Origin of the sequence: Curtobacterium sp. VKM Ac-2861, from assembly GCF_013204965.1 — a bacterium.
In the GTDB taxonomy this organism is placed as follows: domain Bacteria; phylum Actinomycetota; class Actinomycetes; order Actinomycetales; family Microbacteriaceae; genus Curtobacterium.
Genome location: NZ_JABMLA010000004.1, coordinates 267,761 through 283,659 on the forward strand (window position 1 = coordinate 267,761; position 15,899 = coordinate 283,659).

Genomic DNA, 15,899 nt, shown 5'->3' on the forward strand with positions numbered 1-15,899 from the left:
GCGGGGCTTCGTCGTGGTGGGGCGGTCGGCGCGGTCCGCGGATCGACGTCTGGTTCTTCCCATGACGGCTGCGATGGAAAGTGGGATCGGGCGTAGCTGGTCGGAAGTTCCGAACAGGTACGCCCGATTCGCCGCGGTACGCCCGGAAGCGCCCGGTCCCCGCGCGCCCTACTCGAGGCCGCGGCGACGCAGCAGCGGCCCGACCTCGGCGTCGCGCCCGCGGAAGTCGCGGTACGCCTCGAGCGGGTCCTTCGCGCCGCCGACACCCAGCAGCCGTGATGCGAACCGACGGCCGGCCTCCCGGGAGAGCCCGCCGTTGTCGCGGAACCACTCGACCGTGTCGGCGTCGAGCACCTCCGACCAGATGTACCCGTAGTACCCGGCGTCGTACCCGCCCGAGAACGTGTGCGCGAAGTACGTCGACGAGTAGCGCGGGGGCACGGCCTCGACGGCGATGCCGGCGGCGGCGAGGGCGTTCCGCTCGAAGTCCTCGACGGACGTGACCGCAGCGGCGTCGGCGGAGGACAGCCGGTGCCACGCCTGGTCGAGCAACGCCGCGGCCAGGTACTCCGTCGTGCCGAAGCCCTCGTTGAAGCCCTCGGACTCGCTCAGGCCCAGGACGAGCTCGGGCGGCAGCGGGGCACCGGTCTCGTGGTGCTTCGCGTAGTTCGCCAGGACCGACGGCCACGACACCCACATCTCGTTCACCTGGCTCGGGAACTCGACGAAGTCGCGCTCGACGTTCGTGCCGGAGAACCGGGGGTAGCTGGTTCGGGCGATCAGGCCGTGCAGCGCGTGGCCGAACTCGTGGAAGAGCGTCTCGACCTCGTCCTGGATGAGCAGCGTCGGCGACCCGGGGGCCGGCTTCGCGACGTTGAGGTTGTTCACCACGACGGGCAGCGTGCCGAGCAGCTCGGACTGCTCGACCACGGGGTTCATCCACGCGCCGCCGCGCTTGCCGTCGCGTGTGTACAGGTCGAGCAGGTAGAGCCCGACGGGTTCGTCGTCGTCGCCGGTGACCTCGAAGACACGGACCTCGTCGTTGTAGCCGTGCAGGTCCGGGCGCTCGGTGAAGGTCAGGCCGTAGAGGGCGCCCGCGGCGTGGAAGACACCGTCGTGCAGGACCCGGTCGGCCTCGAAGTACGGTCGGAGCGCGGAGCTGTCCGCGGCGAACTGCTCGCCGCGCAGGATCTCGGTGGCGTACGCCCAGTCCCACGACTCGATGTCGAACCCGACCGTGCGGGACCGGACGGCCCGCTCGTCGTCGGCGTTCCGGGCTGCAGCGCCGACGAGCGACGACAGCAGGCCGTCGACAGCTTCGGGGGTCTTCGCCGTCTCGTCGGCAGTGACGACCGCGGCGTGGTTCGGGAACCCGAGCAGTTCGGCCCGCTCGGCACGGAGCCGGACGATGCGCAGCAGGACCTCGCGGTTGTCGTACTGGTTGCCGCGGCGGCCGCGGGCGAGCGAGGCGCGCATGATCCGCTCGCGCAGGCCGCGGTTCGCGAGCGACGGCAGCCACGGGTGGCCGGTGTAGAGCGGCAGGGTGATGAGCCAGCCCTCGAGGCCGCGGTCCGCAGCGGAACCGGCAGCGGCGGACTTCGCACCGTCGTCGAGTCCCTCGAGCTCGGCTTCGTCGGTCACGTGCACGGCGGAGTCGTTGGTGTCCTCGAGCAGGTTGCGCTCGAAGGTGGTCGTGAGCGTCGACAGCTCCTGGTTGATCGCGGTCAGGCGCTCCTTGCCGGCGTCGTCGAGCCCGGCGCCCGCCAGGGTCATCTCGGCGTGGGTGCGTTCGACCAGGCGGAGCGCTTCGCCCTCGAGCCCGGCGGCTGCGGCGCCGTCGAGCACGGACTGCACGCGGGCGTAGAGCCGGGAGTCCAGCGTGATCGCGTCGCGGTGGGCGGCGAGCAACGGCGAGACCTCGGCCTCGAGGTCGTGCAGCTCCGGCGTCGAGTCCGCCGACGACAGCGTGAAGAACACGTGACTGACACGGGTCAGCAGCTGCCCGGAGCGCTCGAGGGCGATGAGGGTGTTCTCGACCGTCGGTGCGTGCGGATCGGTGGCGATGGCCTCGACCTCGGCGCGCTGCTCGGCCATGCCGGCCTCGAAGGCCGGTCGGTAGTGCTCGAGTCGCACGTCGCCGAAGGGCGGCAGGGCGTAGGGGAGGGTGCTCGGGACGTCGAACGGGGTTGCCATGGCAACCACCCTACGGACGTCGCGCCGCGACGGGGCGGACGGGAGGCCCGTGGCGGCCCCGCCCCGCGCCTCCCCTCCGCCCTGTGGGTGCGTTCCTTCCCATCGCGACCGGACTGGAAAGCGGAATCGGGCGTACCTGGTCGGAAGAACCGACCAGGTACGCCCGGAACAACCAGGTACGCCCGGAACGACCAGGTCAGCGGGACGGCCCCGTCGCGGCGTCGATCAGCGTCGACGCGGCACGGCGGGCGTGCGCTGCAGGTTCCGTGGTGCCGGCGATGGCAGCAGTGGTCTGCGCGCCCTCGGCGAGCAGGGCGAGCTGTGCGGCGAGTTCCTCGGCACGGTCCGGATCGGCGACGACCTCGGCGGTGAGCTCCTGCACGAACCGCTGGAACGAGTCCTTGTGGTCGCGGGCGATCTCGGCGACCGCGGGCGAGGTCGCGCCGAGCTCCCCGAAGGCGTTGATGAACCCGCAGCCGCGGAACGTGTCGTCGCCGAACCACGACTCGAGGAAGTCGTACACGGCGAGCAGCTTGTCGCGCGGGGTCGTGGCCGCCTCGACCGCACCGTGCACGCCGCGCTCCCAGAGGTCGTGGCGCCCGGACAGGACGGCCGCGATGAGCTGCTCCTTGCCCGGGAAGGCCGCGTAGAGCTTCTTCAGCGAGACGCCTGCGCCGGTGCGGATCTCGTCCATGCCGACGGACTGGATGCCGCGCGCGTAGAACAGCTGGTCGGCGACGTCCACGATGTGTGCGCGGACGTCGGCGTCGACCGTGCTGATGGTGCTGGTTGCCATGACGTACCCCGTTCGCTGCGTGTTCACCGTTCCCGAGTTGCGCCGGGAACGATCGTTCTCTAGTGTAAGGCACATCGACAGAGAACGAACGTTCTCCGCGAGGCTCAGGGAAGGAAACGATCATGGGTGCCATCACCGTCGGAACCGAGAACAGCGTCGACATCGAACTCCACTACGAGGACAAGGGAACCGGTCAGCCGATCGTGCTGATCCACGGCTTCCCCCTCGACGGCAACTCGTGGGAGGGCCAGACCCCGGCCCTGCTCGAGGCCGGCCACCGCGTGATCACGTACGACCGCCGCGGCTTCGGGCAGTCCTCGCAGCCGAGCACCGGCTACGACTACGACACCTTCGCCGACGACCTGCACACCGTCCTCGAGACCCTCGACCTGCGCGACGTGATCCTGGTCGGCTTCTCGATGGGCACCGGCGAGATCGCCCGCTACATCGGCCGCCACGGACAGGACCGGATCGCGAAGGTCGCGTTCCTCGCCTCGCTCGAGCCCTTCCTGGCCATCACCGACGACAACCCGGACGGCGCCGGCCCGATGTCGTTCTTCGAGGGCATCGCGGCTGATGTGAAGAAGGACCGGTACGCGTACTTCACGAACTTCTACCAGGACTTCTTCAACCTGTCGGAGAACCTCGGCTCGCGCATCTCGGAAGAGGCCGTCCGCAACGCCTGGAACATCGCCGCCGGCTCGGGTGCGATCGCGTCCGCTGCAGCACCGCTGACCTGGCCGACCGACTTCCGTCAGGACATCCCGAAGGTGACCGTCCCGGCGCTCATCGTGCACGGCACGGCGGACAACATCCTGCCGATCGACGCCACCGGTCGCCGCTTCACCAAGGCCCTGCCGGCCGCGAAGTACGTCGAGATCGAGGGTGCCCCGCACGGCCTGCTCACCACGCACACCGCCGAGGTGAACGAGGTCCTGCTCACCTGGCTCGCCGAGTAGCCGCTCGCATCGTGAGCAGAAATGGTCGGGTTCCCACCGGGGACCCGACCATTTCTGCTCACCGAGCGACCTCGCCCCGCGTCAGTCCTCTTCCGCGGCGTCGTCGGGGTTCGTGACCTGCGCGTGCCCGGCATCGTCGAGGTGGATCGAGGTGCCGTCGTCGAGCTCGACGATCGGCTTGCCCTCGAGGAACGTCAGGGTCCAGCCCCAGGTCCCCGTGTCGACCGACTCGGCCGCCAGTTCGTCCTCGACGCCGCGCACGGCGACGACCATCGCCTCGGGCAGTCGCGCAGGCGGCTCCCCACCCACGCTCCATCGTGTGCCCAACTGCATCCGTGCCTCCTGTCCGGTGGTGGACGGGCCGGGTCGCCGAGGCGACCCGGCCCGGACGACCGACGTTACGCCTGCTGTTCCGCCAGCTCGATCTCGGTGACGGCGAGCTCGTCGCCGTCGACGAACGACAGGTTCTCGATGCGGCCGACGGCCGCCAGGTCGACCGCCGCGCGCTCGATGAGCGTCCGTGTCTCGGCCGGCGCCGCGACGACGGCACGCGTGACGGGCGTCTTCTGGGACGCCTTCGCCGACGTCTTCGCGCCGCGGATCCCGATGAGCGCCTGTCCGACGGCCGCGAGCAGCCCGGTGGGGGCCGCGTCGGTGGGCAGGTCGGCAGCGGTCGGCCAGGAGGCCCGGTGCACGCTGGTCTCGTGGGTCCAGGCCCACACCTCTTCCGTCGCGTACGGGAGGAACGGTGCCAGCAGTCGGAGCAGCACGTCGATCGCGCCGCGCAGCGCCAGGACCGCGCTCGCCTGGGTCTCGTGCGTCGCGTCGGCCGCCGTGCCGTAGGCACGTTCCTTCACGAGCTCGAGGTAGTCGTCGCAGAAGGTCCAGAAGAACCGCTCCGTGATCTCGAGCGCGCGGGCGTGGTCGAAGCCGTCGAACGCGGCGGTCGCCTGCTCGACGACCGCACCGAGCTCGGCGAGCATGTCGACGTCGAGCGCCTCGGTCACGCTCGTGGCGCCCTCGGGCAGCGGGAAGCCGTAGACGAACTTCGCGGCGTTGAGCACCTTGATCGCCAGACGACGACCGACCTTGATCTGCTTCGGGTTCTGCGGGTCGAACGCCGCATCGGTGCCGAGCTTCGACGAGGCCGCCCAGTAGCGGACCGCGTCGGCGCCGTGCTGCTCGAGGATCGACAGCGGCGTGACGACGTTGCCCTTCGACTTCGACATCTTCTTGCGGTCGGGGTCGACGATGAAGCCGGAGATGCTCGCGTGCTTCCACGGCACGGTGTCCGCTTCGAGCTGGCTGCGGAGCACCGTCGTGAAGAGCCACGTGCGGATGATGTCCTGCGCCTGCGGGCGGACGTCGTACGGGTACACCAGGTCGTACAGCGCCGGGTCGGTCTCCCATTTGCCCGCGAGCTGCGGGGTGAGCGACGAGGTGGCCCAGGTGTCCATGACGTCGAGCTCGCCCTGGAACCCGCCGGCCATGCCGCGCTGGTCCTCGGAGTAGCCGGGTGCCGGGTCCGACGACGGGTCGACGGGCAGCTGCGCCTCGGTCGGGACGATCGGCTGGTCGAACACCGGGTTGCCGTCGGCGTCGAGCGGGTACCAGACCGGGATCGGCACGCCGAAGAAGCGCTGGCGCGAGATGAGCCAGTCGCCGGACAGGCCACCCACCCAGTTGTCGTAGCGGACGCGCATGAAGTCGGGGTGGAACGCGATCTCCTCGCCGCGGGCGCGGAGCGTCGTCTTCAGGGCTTCGTCGCGGGCGCCGTTGACGATGTACCACTGGCGGGTCGAGACGATCTCGAGGGGCTTGTCGCCCTTCTCGAAGAACTTCACCGGGTGGTTGATCGTCTTGACGTCGCCGACGAGCTCGCCGGACTCGGTCAGGGCGTCCACGACGACCTTCTTCGCCGAGAACACGGTCTTGCCGGCCATCTCGGCGTAGAGCGCCTTGCCGGTCGCCGACTCGATCCACGCGGGCTCGTCGGAACGGACACGGCCGTCGAAGCCGAGGATCGCGCGGTTCGGCAGCTGCAGCTCGCGCCACCAGACCACGTCGGTGGTGTCGCCGAAGGTGCAGACCATCGCGATGCCGGCACCCTTGTCCTTCTGCGCCAGGTGGTGCGCGAGCACCGGGACCTCGACGTCGAACAGGGGCGAGCGGACCGTGGTGCCGAACAGGTCCTGGAACCGCTCGTCGTCGGGGTGTGCGACGAGGGCGACGCACGCCGGCAGCAGCTCGGGTCGGGTCGTCTGGATCACGACGTCGTCGCCGCCGTCCGCACGGTGGAACGCGATGCCGTGGTACGCGCCGGGCATCTCCTTGTCCTCGAGCTCGGCCTGCGCGACCGCGGTGCGGAACGTGACGTCCCACAGGGTCGGGGCGTCGGCCTGGTAGGCCTCGCCGCGCTCGAGGTTGCGGAGGAAGGCACGCTGCGCGCTCGCCCGCGAGGTGTCGTCGATGGTGCGGTACGACTGCGTCCAGTCCACCGACAGCCCGAGGGTGCGGAAGAGCTCCTCGAACTGCTGCTCGTCCTGCACCGTGAGCTGGTCGCACAGCGCGATGAAGTTGCGGCGCGAGATCGGCAGCTGGTCGGCGGCCTTCGACGACTTGCCGTCGCCGCCCTCGAACGGCGGCGTGAAGTCGGGGTCGTAGGGGAGCGTCGGGTCGCAGCGGACGCCGTAGTAGTTCTGCACGCGGCGCTCGGTCGGCAGGCCGTTGTCGTCCCAGCCCATCGGGTAGAAGACGTGCTTGCCCCGCATGCGCTCGAACCGCGCCTTGAGGTCGGTGTGCGTGTACGAGAAGACGTGCCCGATGTGCAGCGACCCGGAGGCGGTCGGCGGCGGGGTGTCGATGGAGTAGACGGCGTCGCGGTGGCCGGCGGCGTCACGGTCGAAGCGGTAGGTGCCGTCCTGCTCCCAGACCGGCCCCCAGACCTGCTCGAGTCCGTCGACGCTGGGCTTCTCGGGCATGGGCTTGGTCATGGCTGCGCCTTCCGTGCGTGTGTGCGGCACCGAGTCCGTGATGAGGTGCCTGAGTGTCCCCGCTCGATGCGAGGTGCCCCAATCGTAGCGGGCGGGACCGACGCGGCTCACGAGTGCTGGGAGCGGCGATTACCACACCGACCTGTCGGACACGCCGGAGACCTGGTAGTCTGTCGGAGTTTGTCCGGCGAGCGCGGGTTCGCAGGAACTGCACCGTTGCCGTCCGCCGGACGCCCGAAGGACGCACCGCACACCGGAGGAACGACTTGGCACCGAACGACGCACCCCACCCGCACGGCGATCGGCCGTTGCCGCACGGCGACCGACCGCTGCGCTCGAAGGGCGCTGCGAAGCGCGCTCGGCGCAAGCTGACGAAGGACGACGTCACCGTCGTCGAGGAGTCGCTGCTCAAGCGCGCCGTGGCGGCCGCCGCCCTCGGCAACGCGATGGAGTGGTTCGACTTCGGCATCTTCGCGTACCTGACCGTCACGATCTCGCAGGTCTTCCTGCCGCAGGGCGACCCCGCCGCGAACATCGTCGCGACCTTCGGGTTCTTCGCCGCGGCGTTCATCGTCCGACCGATCGGTGGCGCCGTCTTCGGTCCGATCGGCGACCGGATCGGCCGGCAGAAGGTCCTCGCGCTGACGATGATCCTGATGGCCGCCGGCACGCTGATGATCGGCCTGATCCCGTCGTACGACTCGATCGGCTTCTGGGCTCCGGTCCTGCTGCTCGTGGCCCGCTTCGTGCAGGGCTTCTCGACCGGCGGTGAGTACGGCGGCGCCGCGACCTTCATCGCCGAGTACTCGCCCGACAAGCGCCGTGGGTTCATGGGCTCGTGGCTCGAGTTCGGCACCCTGGCCGGCTACGTGCTCGGCGCGTCGATCGTCACCGGCCTGCAGTTCGGCCTGTCCGAGGACGCCCTGCTCAGCTGGGGCTGGCGCATCCCGTTCATCATCGCGGGCCCGCTCGGCCTGATCGGGCTGTACCTCCGCCTCAAGCTCGAGGAGACCCCGGCCTTCCAGAAGCAGCAGGAGCAGGCCGCCGAGCGCGAGGGGCAGAAGACCCCGTTCCTCAAGCTCTTCGCCGAGAACTGGCGCGCGCTCATCATCTGCATCGGCCTGGTCCTGGTCTTCAACGTGACCGACTACATGCTGCTGTCTTACATGCCGACCTACCTCGAGCAGAACCTCGGTCAGAACGCCACGTTCGGCCTCATCCTGATCGTCGTCGTGATGCTGCTCATGATGGTCGTCATCACGTTCGGTGGCCGGCTGTCCGACAAGTTCGGTCGTCGCCCGGTGCTCGCCGCCGGCTGCATCGGCTTCATCCTGCTGTCCTGGCCGGCCCTCAAGCTCGTCCAGACCGGCACGGGCGTCGGGGTGTTCTCCGGCCTGCTCATCCTCGGTGTCGTGCTCGTCACGTTCACCTCGACCATGCCGTCGACGCTGCCCGCGCTGTTCCCGACGATCATCCGCTACGGCGCGCTCGCGATCGCGTTCAACGTCTCGGTGTCGCTGTTCGGTGGCACGACCCCGCTCGCGACCTCGGCGCTCATCAACGCCGCGAAGGACGCCGGCTACGGCTGGGCCGAGGACATCCCGGCCTTCTACCTGATGCTGGCCGCCGTCATTGGGCTCGTCGCGGTGTACTTCACCAAGGAGACCGCCGCCACCCCGCTCATGGGCTCCGGCCCGACGGTCGGTTCCGAGGACGAGGTCGCCGGCGTGATCGACGACTACAACGACCCGAACTCGGAGTTCGCGCAGTCCGACTGGGCGAAGGAGTTCGCGACGAGTGAGATCCCGATCATCTCGGGTGACGCGGCGAAGAAGGAGTCCGCCGACTCCTGACCACGGGGCCGCCCCGCGGCAACCCGGACTGGAGGCCCGGTGCACGTCCGCCACGGACGCGCACCGGGCCTCCGATCACGTTCAGGGCCGTGGGTGACGTCACGCGCGCAGCGACAGTTCGCGGACGCGGCACCGCGCGAACTGTCGCTCAGTCCGTGAAGTCGGCTGCGGGGCCCGCCACCAGCCGCTCCGCGGCCTGCAGCAGGTGCGCGGTCACGGGGTGCGCCGGGCGCGCGAACACCGTCGCGGCGGGGCCGTGCTCGACGACGGCGCCCCGGTGCACGACGAGCACGTCGTCGGCCATCCGGCGCACGGCCCGCAGGTCGTGCGACACGAACACCATCGCCACGCCGGTGTCGTCGCGGAGCCGCTCGAGCAGGGTCAGCACGGCGTCCTGCACGGTGGCGTCGAGGGCGGTGACCGGCTCGTCGAGGACGATCACCTCCGGGTCGGTGGCCAACGCCCGGGCGATCGCGAGTCGCTGCCGTTGCCCACCGGACAGGGTCAGCGGCGACCGCGGCCGGAGCGCCGGGTCGAGGTCGACCTGTCGCAGGGCTGCGTCCACCCGGGCGGCGAGGGAGCCACGGGCGCGGCGGTCGTCGCCCCGCGAGAACGCGTCGGCGAGGACCCGTTCGACCGACCACCGCTCGTCGAACGTGGCACCGGGGTCCTGCACGACGGCCGCGACGCGGTGGCGTCGGGGTCGTCGGTCGTGTTCGGGGAGTGGCACCCAGGGCGCTCCGTCGAGTGCGACGGTGCCGGCGTCGGGCGTCTCGAGCCCGAGCAGCATCCGCGCCAGGGTGGTCTTGCCCGACCCCGAGGCGCCGATCACCCCGAGCACCCGCCCGCGGTCGAGCCCGAACGACACGTCGTCGACGGCGCGGACGCCCTCGTACCCGCGCGCGAGGCCCGCGGCGACGAGGACGCCCCTCGCACCGTGCGAGGTCGCCTCTGTTCCGTGCGGGGTTCCGTGTTCCGTGCGATCCGCAGCGCCTCGCACCATGTCCGGAACCTCGCACCGGACGACAGCATCGCGGCGGGACCTCGCACCGTGCGCCGCGCGCACCAGGGCCTGCGTCGCGGCGTGCTGCGGATCCTGCAACACTGAGGCGACCGGGCCCTGCTCGACGATCCGGCCCTCGTGCATGACGGCCACCCGGTCGGCCCACCCCGCGACGAGCCCGAGGTCGTGCGTGATCACGAGCAGCCCCGCCCCGCGCCGCTGCGCCACCCGCAGCTGCTCCATCACGGTGACCGCGACCCCGGCGTCCAGTGCGGTCGTGGGCTCGTCGGCGACCACGAGCGCCGGCGACCCGATGGTGGCCGCGGCGATGAGGGCCCGCTGCCGCATCCCGCCCGACAGCGTGCCGGCGAGTCGTCCGTCGGTCGCGATGTCCGGGTCGAGGCCCACCGCGCGCAGGGCATCGCGCACGGCGTCCACGCGCTCGGCCGCACCCATCTCGGTGTGCAGGCGAAGGCTGTCGGCGACCTCGCGTCCGACGGGACGCAGCGGGTCCAACGCGCCCAGGGCCTCCTGGCCGACGTAGCCGACCCGAGACCCGCGCACCTGGCGCCACCGACGATCGGAGAACGCGCGGACGTCGAGGCCGGCGACGGTGAAGGCGTCGGCGCGGACGGCGGAGCCGGGTGCGGACAGGCCGAGTGCGGCGCGGGCGGTGACGGTCTTGCCGGAGCCGGACGCGCCGACCAGGGCGACGCACTCGCCGGCGTCGACCCGCAGGGCGACGTCGTGCACGATCGGTGTGCCCGCGATGGCGACGTGCAGCGCCTGGACCTCGAGGACGGTGGTCATCGGACGACTCCTGTTCGGCGGATCGCGCGACCGAGCACGGTGACGGCGGTCGCGAGCACCACGACGGCGAGCCCGGGGAAGGTGCTCATCCACGGTGCGGTCTGCAGGTAGGTCCGGCCGTCGGCGAGCATCGCGCCCCACTCCGGAGCCGGGGGTGGTGTGCCGACGCCGAGGTAGCTCAGCGCCGAGGCCCAGACGATCGCCTGGCCGACACCGAGCGTGGCGACCGCGACGACGGGCCAGAGTGCGGTGGGCAGGACGTGCCGGACCACGATGCGGACGGGGGAGCGGCCGAGCAGCACGGCGGTCTCGACGACCTGCGACGACCGGGCCGCGCGGACCAGACCACGGACGATGCGGGCGTAGCCGGGGGCGGTGGCGAAGCCGACGGCGAGCACGGCGGGCACCGGGCCGGGGCCGGTGACGGCGATGACCACCAGGGCGACGAGCAGCAGCGGCAGGGCGAAGGCGACCTCGGTGACGCGGCCGATCACGGCGTCGAGCAGTCGGCCGATGCGCCCGGCGCCGGCGCCCAGTCCGGCGACGACCCCGAGCACGACGCCGGTCCCGCCGCCGATCAGGGTCGCGGCGACACCGACCACGAGCGAGGCCCGCGTGCCGGCGACGACCCGGGACAGGACGTCGCGGCCGGATTCATCGGTGCCGAAGGGGTGCGCGCCGCTCGGCGCGAGGAGCGCCTCCGACGGGTGCACGGCGAGCGGGTCCGCGCCGCCGAGCAGCGCCGGCCAGGCGGCCGCCACGACGGCGAGCAGGACCACGGCGCCCGCGACGGCTCCGGGGACGCCGAGGGCGCGGGGACCGCGTCCGGCTGCCGGGCGTCCGTCGGCGGACCGGTCGGTCGGGAGGCTCGGCTCGGCGATGCCGCTCACCGTGCCGCCGCCTCGGGGCCGGGTCCACGGCGTCGCGCGGCGCGCGGGGTGCGCGGGCGCGGGGCGCCGGCGCGCGGGCCTCCGGCGCGCGGGCCTCCGGCGCGCGGGGCGCCGGTGCGCCGGCCTCCGGTGCGCGGGTCGACGACACGTTCGACGAGGTCCGCGACCGCGAGCACCACGACGTAGGCGGCGGCGGACACCAGCGCGATGCCGGCGACGAGCGGCATGTCCCGCTGCGTCACCGCGGTCACCAGGGCGCGACCGATGCCGGGCAGCGCGAACACGGACTCGACGACGACGGCGCCGGACACGAGGGACCCGAACGCCCAGGCGGACAGGGCGATGCCGGGCAGCGCCGCGTGGCGGAGCAGGTGCCGGGCGAACAGCCCGAGGCGGGTCTCACCACGGCCCCGCGCGGCGAGGGCGAAGGCGGACCGTTGCGCATCGACGACCCCGTCGCGCACGGTCTCGGCCAGGTACCCGGCGACCGGGACGGCCACCGTCAGCACCGGGAGCACCCAGCCGCGCACCGTGCCGTCGCTGACCGCGGGCACCCAACCGAGGGCGCTCGCGAACACCACGATGAGCACGCTGCCGAGCCAGAAGTGCGGCATCACGCTCGCGGTGATGCTCAGCGCGCTCGTCAGCCCGGCTGCGAACCGACCGCGCTGCGTCGACCACCACGCCGCGAGGATCGCCAGGACCCAGGCGACGACGAGGCCGGCCACCGCCAGGGTGAGCGTGACGGGCAGCTGCTGGCCGAGCAGCGTCGCGACCGGGGTGCGGAAGGCGTACGAGTCACCGAGCTGCAGGGTGGCGAGGCGTCCGAGGAACACCGCGTACTGCACGAGCACCGGCTGGTCGAGGCCGTACTCGTGCCGGACCTGGGCGACGGCCTCGGCGGAGGCCTGCGAGCCCGGACCACCGAGGATCGCGAGTGCGGGGTCGCCGGGGATGAGCCGAATCGCGACGAACACGATCGTCGCGACGGCCCAGAGCACGCCGATCCCGCCCGCGAGCCGTCGGACGGCCCACCACACCCAGGGCATCCGTGTCAGCGGTCGATCCAGGCCGTGCCGAACCAGGGCGTGGACACCGAGGTCGTCTGGATGCCGTGCACGGCCGAGCGCACCAGGAAGTGGTTCTGCTGGTCGTAGAGGGGCAGCACGGTGTCGCTCGCCAGGATCGTCTTCTGCGCCTGCTCGTACAGGTCGGCGCGCTCGTCGGCGTCCGAGGTGCGGGCCGCCTGCTCGAGCAGGGTGTCGAGTGCGGGGTCGTCGAGCTGCGCGAGGTTCGCGAAGTACCCGGACGGTGCCGGCTCGATGCTCGCGCTGTCGTACAGGATGCGCAGGACGTCGGGGCCGACCTTCGTGTACGGGGCGCTGACCACGTCGTACTCGTTCGCCGCGAGGGCCGCGTACCAGCTGGACAGGTCGAGTTCGTCGAGCACGACCTTGAACCCGACGGCCTTCTCGGACGCCTGGATCTGCTGGAACAGGCTGCGCTCGGCCGGCACCGACTGGTTCGTCGACACCGGGAACGTCACGGTGAGCTGCTGGCCGTCCTTGACGCGGATGCCGTCCGACCCGACCTTCCAGCCGGCGTCGTCGAGCAGCTGCTTCGCCTTCGTCGGGGAGTAGTCGAACCGGCTCTTCTCGGAGTAGGCCAGCGGTTCGGCACTCGAGAGCACGGAGTACGAGCGCTTCGCGGTGCCGAGGAACAGCGACTGCAGGCCGGGGTCGATCTCGGCACCCGCGATGAACGCCTGCCGCACGGCCTCGTCACGGAACACGCCGTGGCCGGAGTTCAACTCGAGGCGGTTCGAGGCACCGGGGCGCGGGGCGTCGAGGTCGCGGATGGCGCCCTTCGCCGACGCCGCCTTGAGCTGGTCGGGCTGCGCGTTGTCGATGACGTCGACCTGGCCGGACTGCAGCGCCGCGTAGCGCGACGTCGAGTCGGGCAGGAACCGCCACGTGATGCCGGACAGGCGCGGCTTCGTCTTCCCCCAGTGGTCGCTGTTCTTCGTCAGGGTGACGCGGTCGCCGTGCTTCCACCCGGTGACCTCGAACGGGCCGGTGCCGACGGGCGACTCGCAGTTCGTCGCCTGCTTGCGCTCGAGTGCCTTCGGGGACTCCATGCCGACCCACGGCTGCGAGAAGGACTCGAGCAGCGCGCTGTCCGGACGGCTCAGCGAGAGCGTCACGGTGTGGTCGTCGGTGGCCGTCGCCTTCGTGATGGACTGCAGCGCGAGGTACCCGGTGCTCGACGCGGTGGCCGGGTCCTGCACGTGCTCGATGTTCGCCACGACGGCGGCGGCGTCGAACGGGGTGCCGTCGGTGAAGGTGACGTCGTCGCGCAGCGTGAAGGTGAGGGTCTTGCCGTCGTCGCTCGTGGTCCACTTCGTCGCGAGCTCGGGCGTCGGCTCGCCGTCCTCGAGTCCGACGAGCTCCTCGATGTACTGCGTCGCCAGGAGCGCTTGCGGGTAGTTGCCGCCGACGTGCGGGTCGAGGCAGGTGGGCTCGGCGTCGCCGGAGGCGTACGTCAGGGTCCCGCCGCTCACGGGCTTGCTGCTCGTGGTGCTCGTCCCGGCGCCGCTGCACCCCGCGAGGACGAGGACGACGGCGGTGGCGCTCGCGACGGCGGCGACGGTTTTCTGTACTGAGTCCAAGATCATGGCTGGACGAGTCTAGCGGTTTACTGGGGCCCATGGACGAACCGATCCGCCGCGGTGGCCGCCCTCGACGCTCGAGCGCCGAGGTCCTCGCGGACGCCGCTGCCGAGCTGTTCCTCGAGCAGGGGTACGGACGCACCACGGTCGACCAGATCGCCGTGCGTGCGGGGGTCAGCCGCGCGACGTTCTTCAACTACTTCACGGCGAAGTCGGACGTGATGTGGCTCGAGCTCGACGCCGCGGTCGCGGGGCTGCCCGGGTACCTGGCGGCCTCGACCGAACCCAGTCCGGTGCGTGCGGTGGAGCAGGCCCTGCTCGCCGCGGCCCGGGCCCACGACCCCGAGCGGGTGCCGTGGGCGGTCGCGCAGGCCGAGGTGATGGGCATCGGCTCCGAGCTCGTCGCCGGGGTCGCCGTCCGGGTGATGGCGCAGCACGGGGCCGTCGCCGCCTTCGTGGCCGGGCGCACGGGGGAGCAGCCGGGGTCGCTCTGGCCGCAGACGGTCTCGGGTGCGGTGCTCGGGGCGGCTGCTGCGGCGTTCGGGGTGTGGGTCGCCGACGGGGTGGCCCGACGACCGCTCGTCGAGTACGTCGCGGCGGCGCTGACCCCGGTGGTCGCCGGCCTCGACGCGCGCTGACGCCGACGACGCTCGCCCGCGCGTCAGTCGGTGCGCAGCGTCCCGGCGCCGCCGGCGGCCACGTCCGAGACCGTCCCGTCGCGCACCACCTCGGGCACCTCGTCGCTCGTCGGCCGCAGCGAGGCATCGCCCGGGTAGCTCAGCGTCAGCACGGCTTCCTCGATGTACGGGCTGTCCTCGAGCGACTTCTCGACGTCGCGCAACCGCACCGCGACGTGCTCCTCGTTCTCGTTGCCCGTCAGGTCGACGGCCGCGACGAGGTACACCCGCGACGGTCCGACGAACTCCAGGTGCAGGTAGGTGACTCGTTCGATCTGCGAGCGGCCGAGCAGCTCGACGAGCACGGCGTTCTCGAGCTCGGGCGATGTGCTCTCGCCGAGCAGGAAGCGGCGGTTGCGGTCGATGAGGATGATCGCCACGACCCCGAGCAGCACGCCGATCGCGATGGAACCGATCGCGTCGAAGATCGCCAGGCCGGTGATCTGGTGCAGGAACACCCCGAGGAACGCGACGACGAGGCCGATGAGCGCAGCGGCGTCCTCGGCGAACACGGCCCGCAGCGTCGGGTTCGAGGACTGCAGCACGTGGCGCAGCACCGGGACCTTGCGCTTCGTCGCCGCTCCGTGCGCCTGGCGGTAGGCCTGCAGGAAGCTCGTGCCCTCGAGGCAGAACGACAGCGCGAGCACGATGTAGTTGAGCAGGACGTCCTCGGCCGGACCCGTCTCGCCGAGCTCGGAGATGCCGTGGTAGATCGACACGATGGCGCCGGCGGTGAACAGCCCGAACGCGGCGAACATCGACCAGATGTAGGTCTCGCGGCCGTACCCGAGCGGGTGTGCGGTGTCGCGCTTCCGCGCGCCCCGTCGTTCGGCGACGAGCAGGAAGATCTCGTTGCCGGTGTCCGCCCACGAGTGCGCCGCCTCGGCCACCATCGAGGCCGAACCCGAGATGAGCGACGCGATGGTCTTCGCGATCGCGACGAGCAGGTTCGCGCCGAAGGCGATGATGACGGTGAGGGAGGACTCCGGGCGTTCGCCGGAGGCAGAGTCGTCGGGCATCCCTCCAGCATGCTCCCGTCCGCTAAACTCGTGTCACA

At 71.5% G+C, this 15,899-nt stretch carries 12 protein-coding genes; 3 read left to right on the forward strand and 9 right to left on the reverse strand.

All coding sequences use genetic code 11. The features are described 5' to 3' along the window. Positions 1–168 precede the first annotated feature (168 nt). Positions 169–2,193, reverse strand: a complete 2,025-nt coding sequence (locus HQQ88_RS12225) for a M3 family metallopeptidase (protein WP_173169566.1) — start codon at positions 2,191–2,193, stop codon at positions 169–171. 196 nt (positions 2,194–2,389) lie between these two features. Continuing rightward, a complete protein-coding gene (locus HQQ88_RS12230; protein WP_132099662.1) occupies positions 2,390–2,989 on the reverse strand; it encodes a TetR/AcrR family transcriptional regulator in 600 nt (199 codons plus the stop codon). Positions 2,990–3,111: 122 nt separating this feature from the next. Here HQQ88_RS12230 and HQQ88_RS12235 point away from each other — a divergent pair, with 122 nt between their 5' ends. Then, on the forward strand, positions 3,112–3,948 hold the full coding sequence (locus HQQ88_RS12235) for an alpha/beta hydrolase (protein WP_173169567.1): 837 nt from the start codon (positions 3,112–3,114) through the stop codon (positions 3,946–3,948). A gap of 81 nt (positions 3,949–4,029) precedes the next feature. On the opposite strand, the gene HQQ88_RS12240 is transcribed toward HQQ88_RS12235, so the two are convergent. Both HQQ88_RS12240 and valS read right to left on the reverse strand, forming a co-directional pair. Further along, on the reverse strand, positions 4,030–4,281 hold the full coding sequence (locus HQQ88_RS12240; RefSeq protein WP_123293970.1) for a hypothetical protein: 252 nt from the start codon (positions 4,279–4,281) through the stop codon (positions 4,030–4,032). A gap of 65 nt (positions 4,282–4,346) precedes the next feature. Further along, positions 4,347–6,941: a valine--tRNA ligase gene (gene valS, locus HQQ88_RS12245; protein ID WP_254067074.1), complete on the reverse strand. Its 2,595-nt coding sequence runs from the start codon at positions 6,939–6,941 to the stop codon at positions 4,347–4,349. A gap of 266 nt (positions 6,942–7,207) precedes the next feature. Here valS and proP point away from each other — a divergent pair, with 266 nt between their 5' ends. Continuing rightward, positions 7,208–8,794, forward strand: coding sequence for a glycine betaine/L-proline transporter ProP (gene proP / locus HQQ88_RS12250; protein ID WP_243648893.1), 1,587 nt, complete (start codon positions 7,208–7,210; stop codon positions 8,792–8,794). Between the two features lie 148 nt (positions 8,795–8,942). Here proP and HQQ88_RS12255 read toward each other — a convergent pair whose 3' ends face one another. Genes HQQ88_RS12255 through HQQ88_RS12270 form a run of 4 tightly spaced genes read right to left on the reverse strand, consistent with a single transcriptional unit; the run spans position 8,943 to position 14,171 of the window. Continuing rightward, positions 8,943–10,607 carry an ABC transporter ATP-binding protein gene (locus HQQ88_RS12255; protein WP_173169568.1) on the reverse strand — a complete coding sequence of 555 codons (1,665 nt, stop codon included), beginning with the start codon at positions 10,605–10,607 and terminating at the stop codon, positions 8,943–8,945. Continuing rightward, the gene (locus HQQ88_RS12260) at positions 10,604–11,497 is read right to left on the reverse strand and encodes an ABC transporter permease (protein ID WP_173169569.1); all 894 of its coding nucleotides are present in this window, start codon (positions 11,495–11,497) and stop codon (positions 10,604–10,606) included. Before HQQ88_RS12260 ends, HQQ88_RS12255 begins: the two co-directional genes overlap by 4 nt. After that, the gene (locus HQQ88_RS12265; protein WP_254067075.1) at positions 11,494–12,546 is read right to left on the reverse strand and encodes an ABC transporter permease; all 1,053 of its coding nucleotides are present in this window, start codon (positions 12,544–12,546) and stop codon (positions 11,494–11,496) included. Before HQQ88_RS12265 ends, HQQ88_RS12260 begins: the two co-directional genes overlap by 4 nt. 5 nt (positions 12,547–12,551) lie before the next feature. After that, entirely contained in the window at positions 12,552–14,171 is a 1,620-nt protein-coding gene (locus tag HQQ88_RS12270; protein ID WP_173169570.1) for an ABC transporter substrate-binding protein, read from the reverse strand. A gap of 32 nt (positions 14,172–14,203) precedes the next feature. Here HQQ88_RS12270 and HQQ88_RS12275 point away from each other — a divergent pair, with 32 nt between their 5' ends. Then, positions 14,204–14,803, forward strand: a complete 600-nt coding sequence (locus HQQ88_RS12275) for a TetR/AcrR family transcriptional regulator (RefSeq protein ID WP_173169571.1) — start codon at positions 14,204–14,206, stop codon at positions 14,801–14,803. Between the two features lie 23 nt (positions 14,804–14,826). Here HQQ88_RS12275 and HQQ88_RS12280 read toward each other — a convergent pair whose 3' ends face one another. After that, positions 14,827–15,861: a cation diffusion facilitator family transporter gene (locus HQQ88_RS12280; protein ID WP_173169572.1), complete on the reverse strand. Its 1,035-nt coding sequence runs from the start codon at positions 15,859–15,861 to the stop codon at positions 14,827–14,829. Positions 15,862–15,899 lie beyond the last annotated feature (38 nt).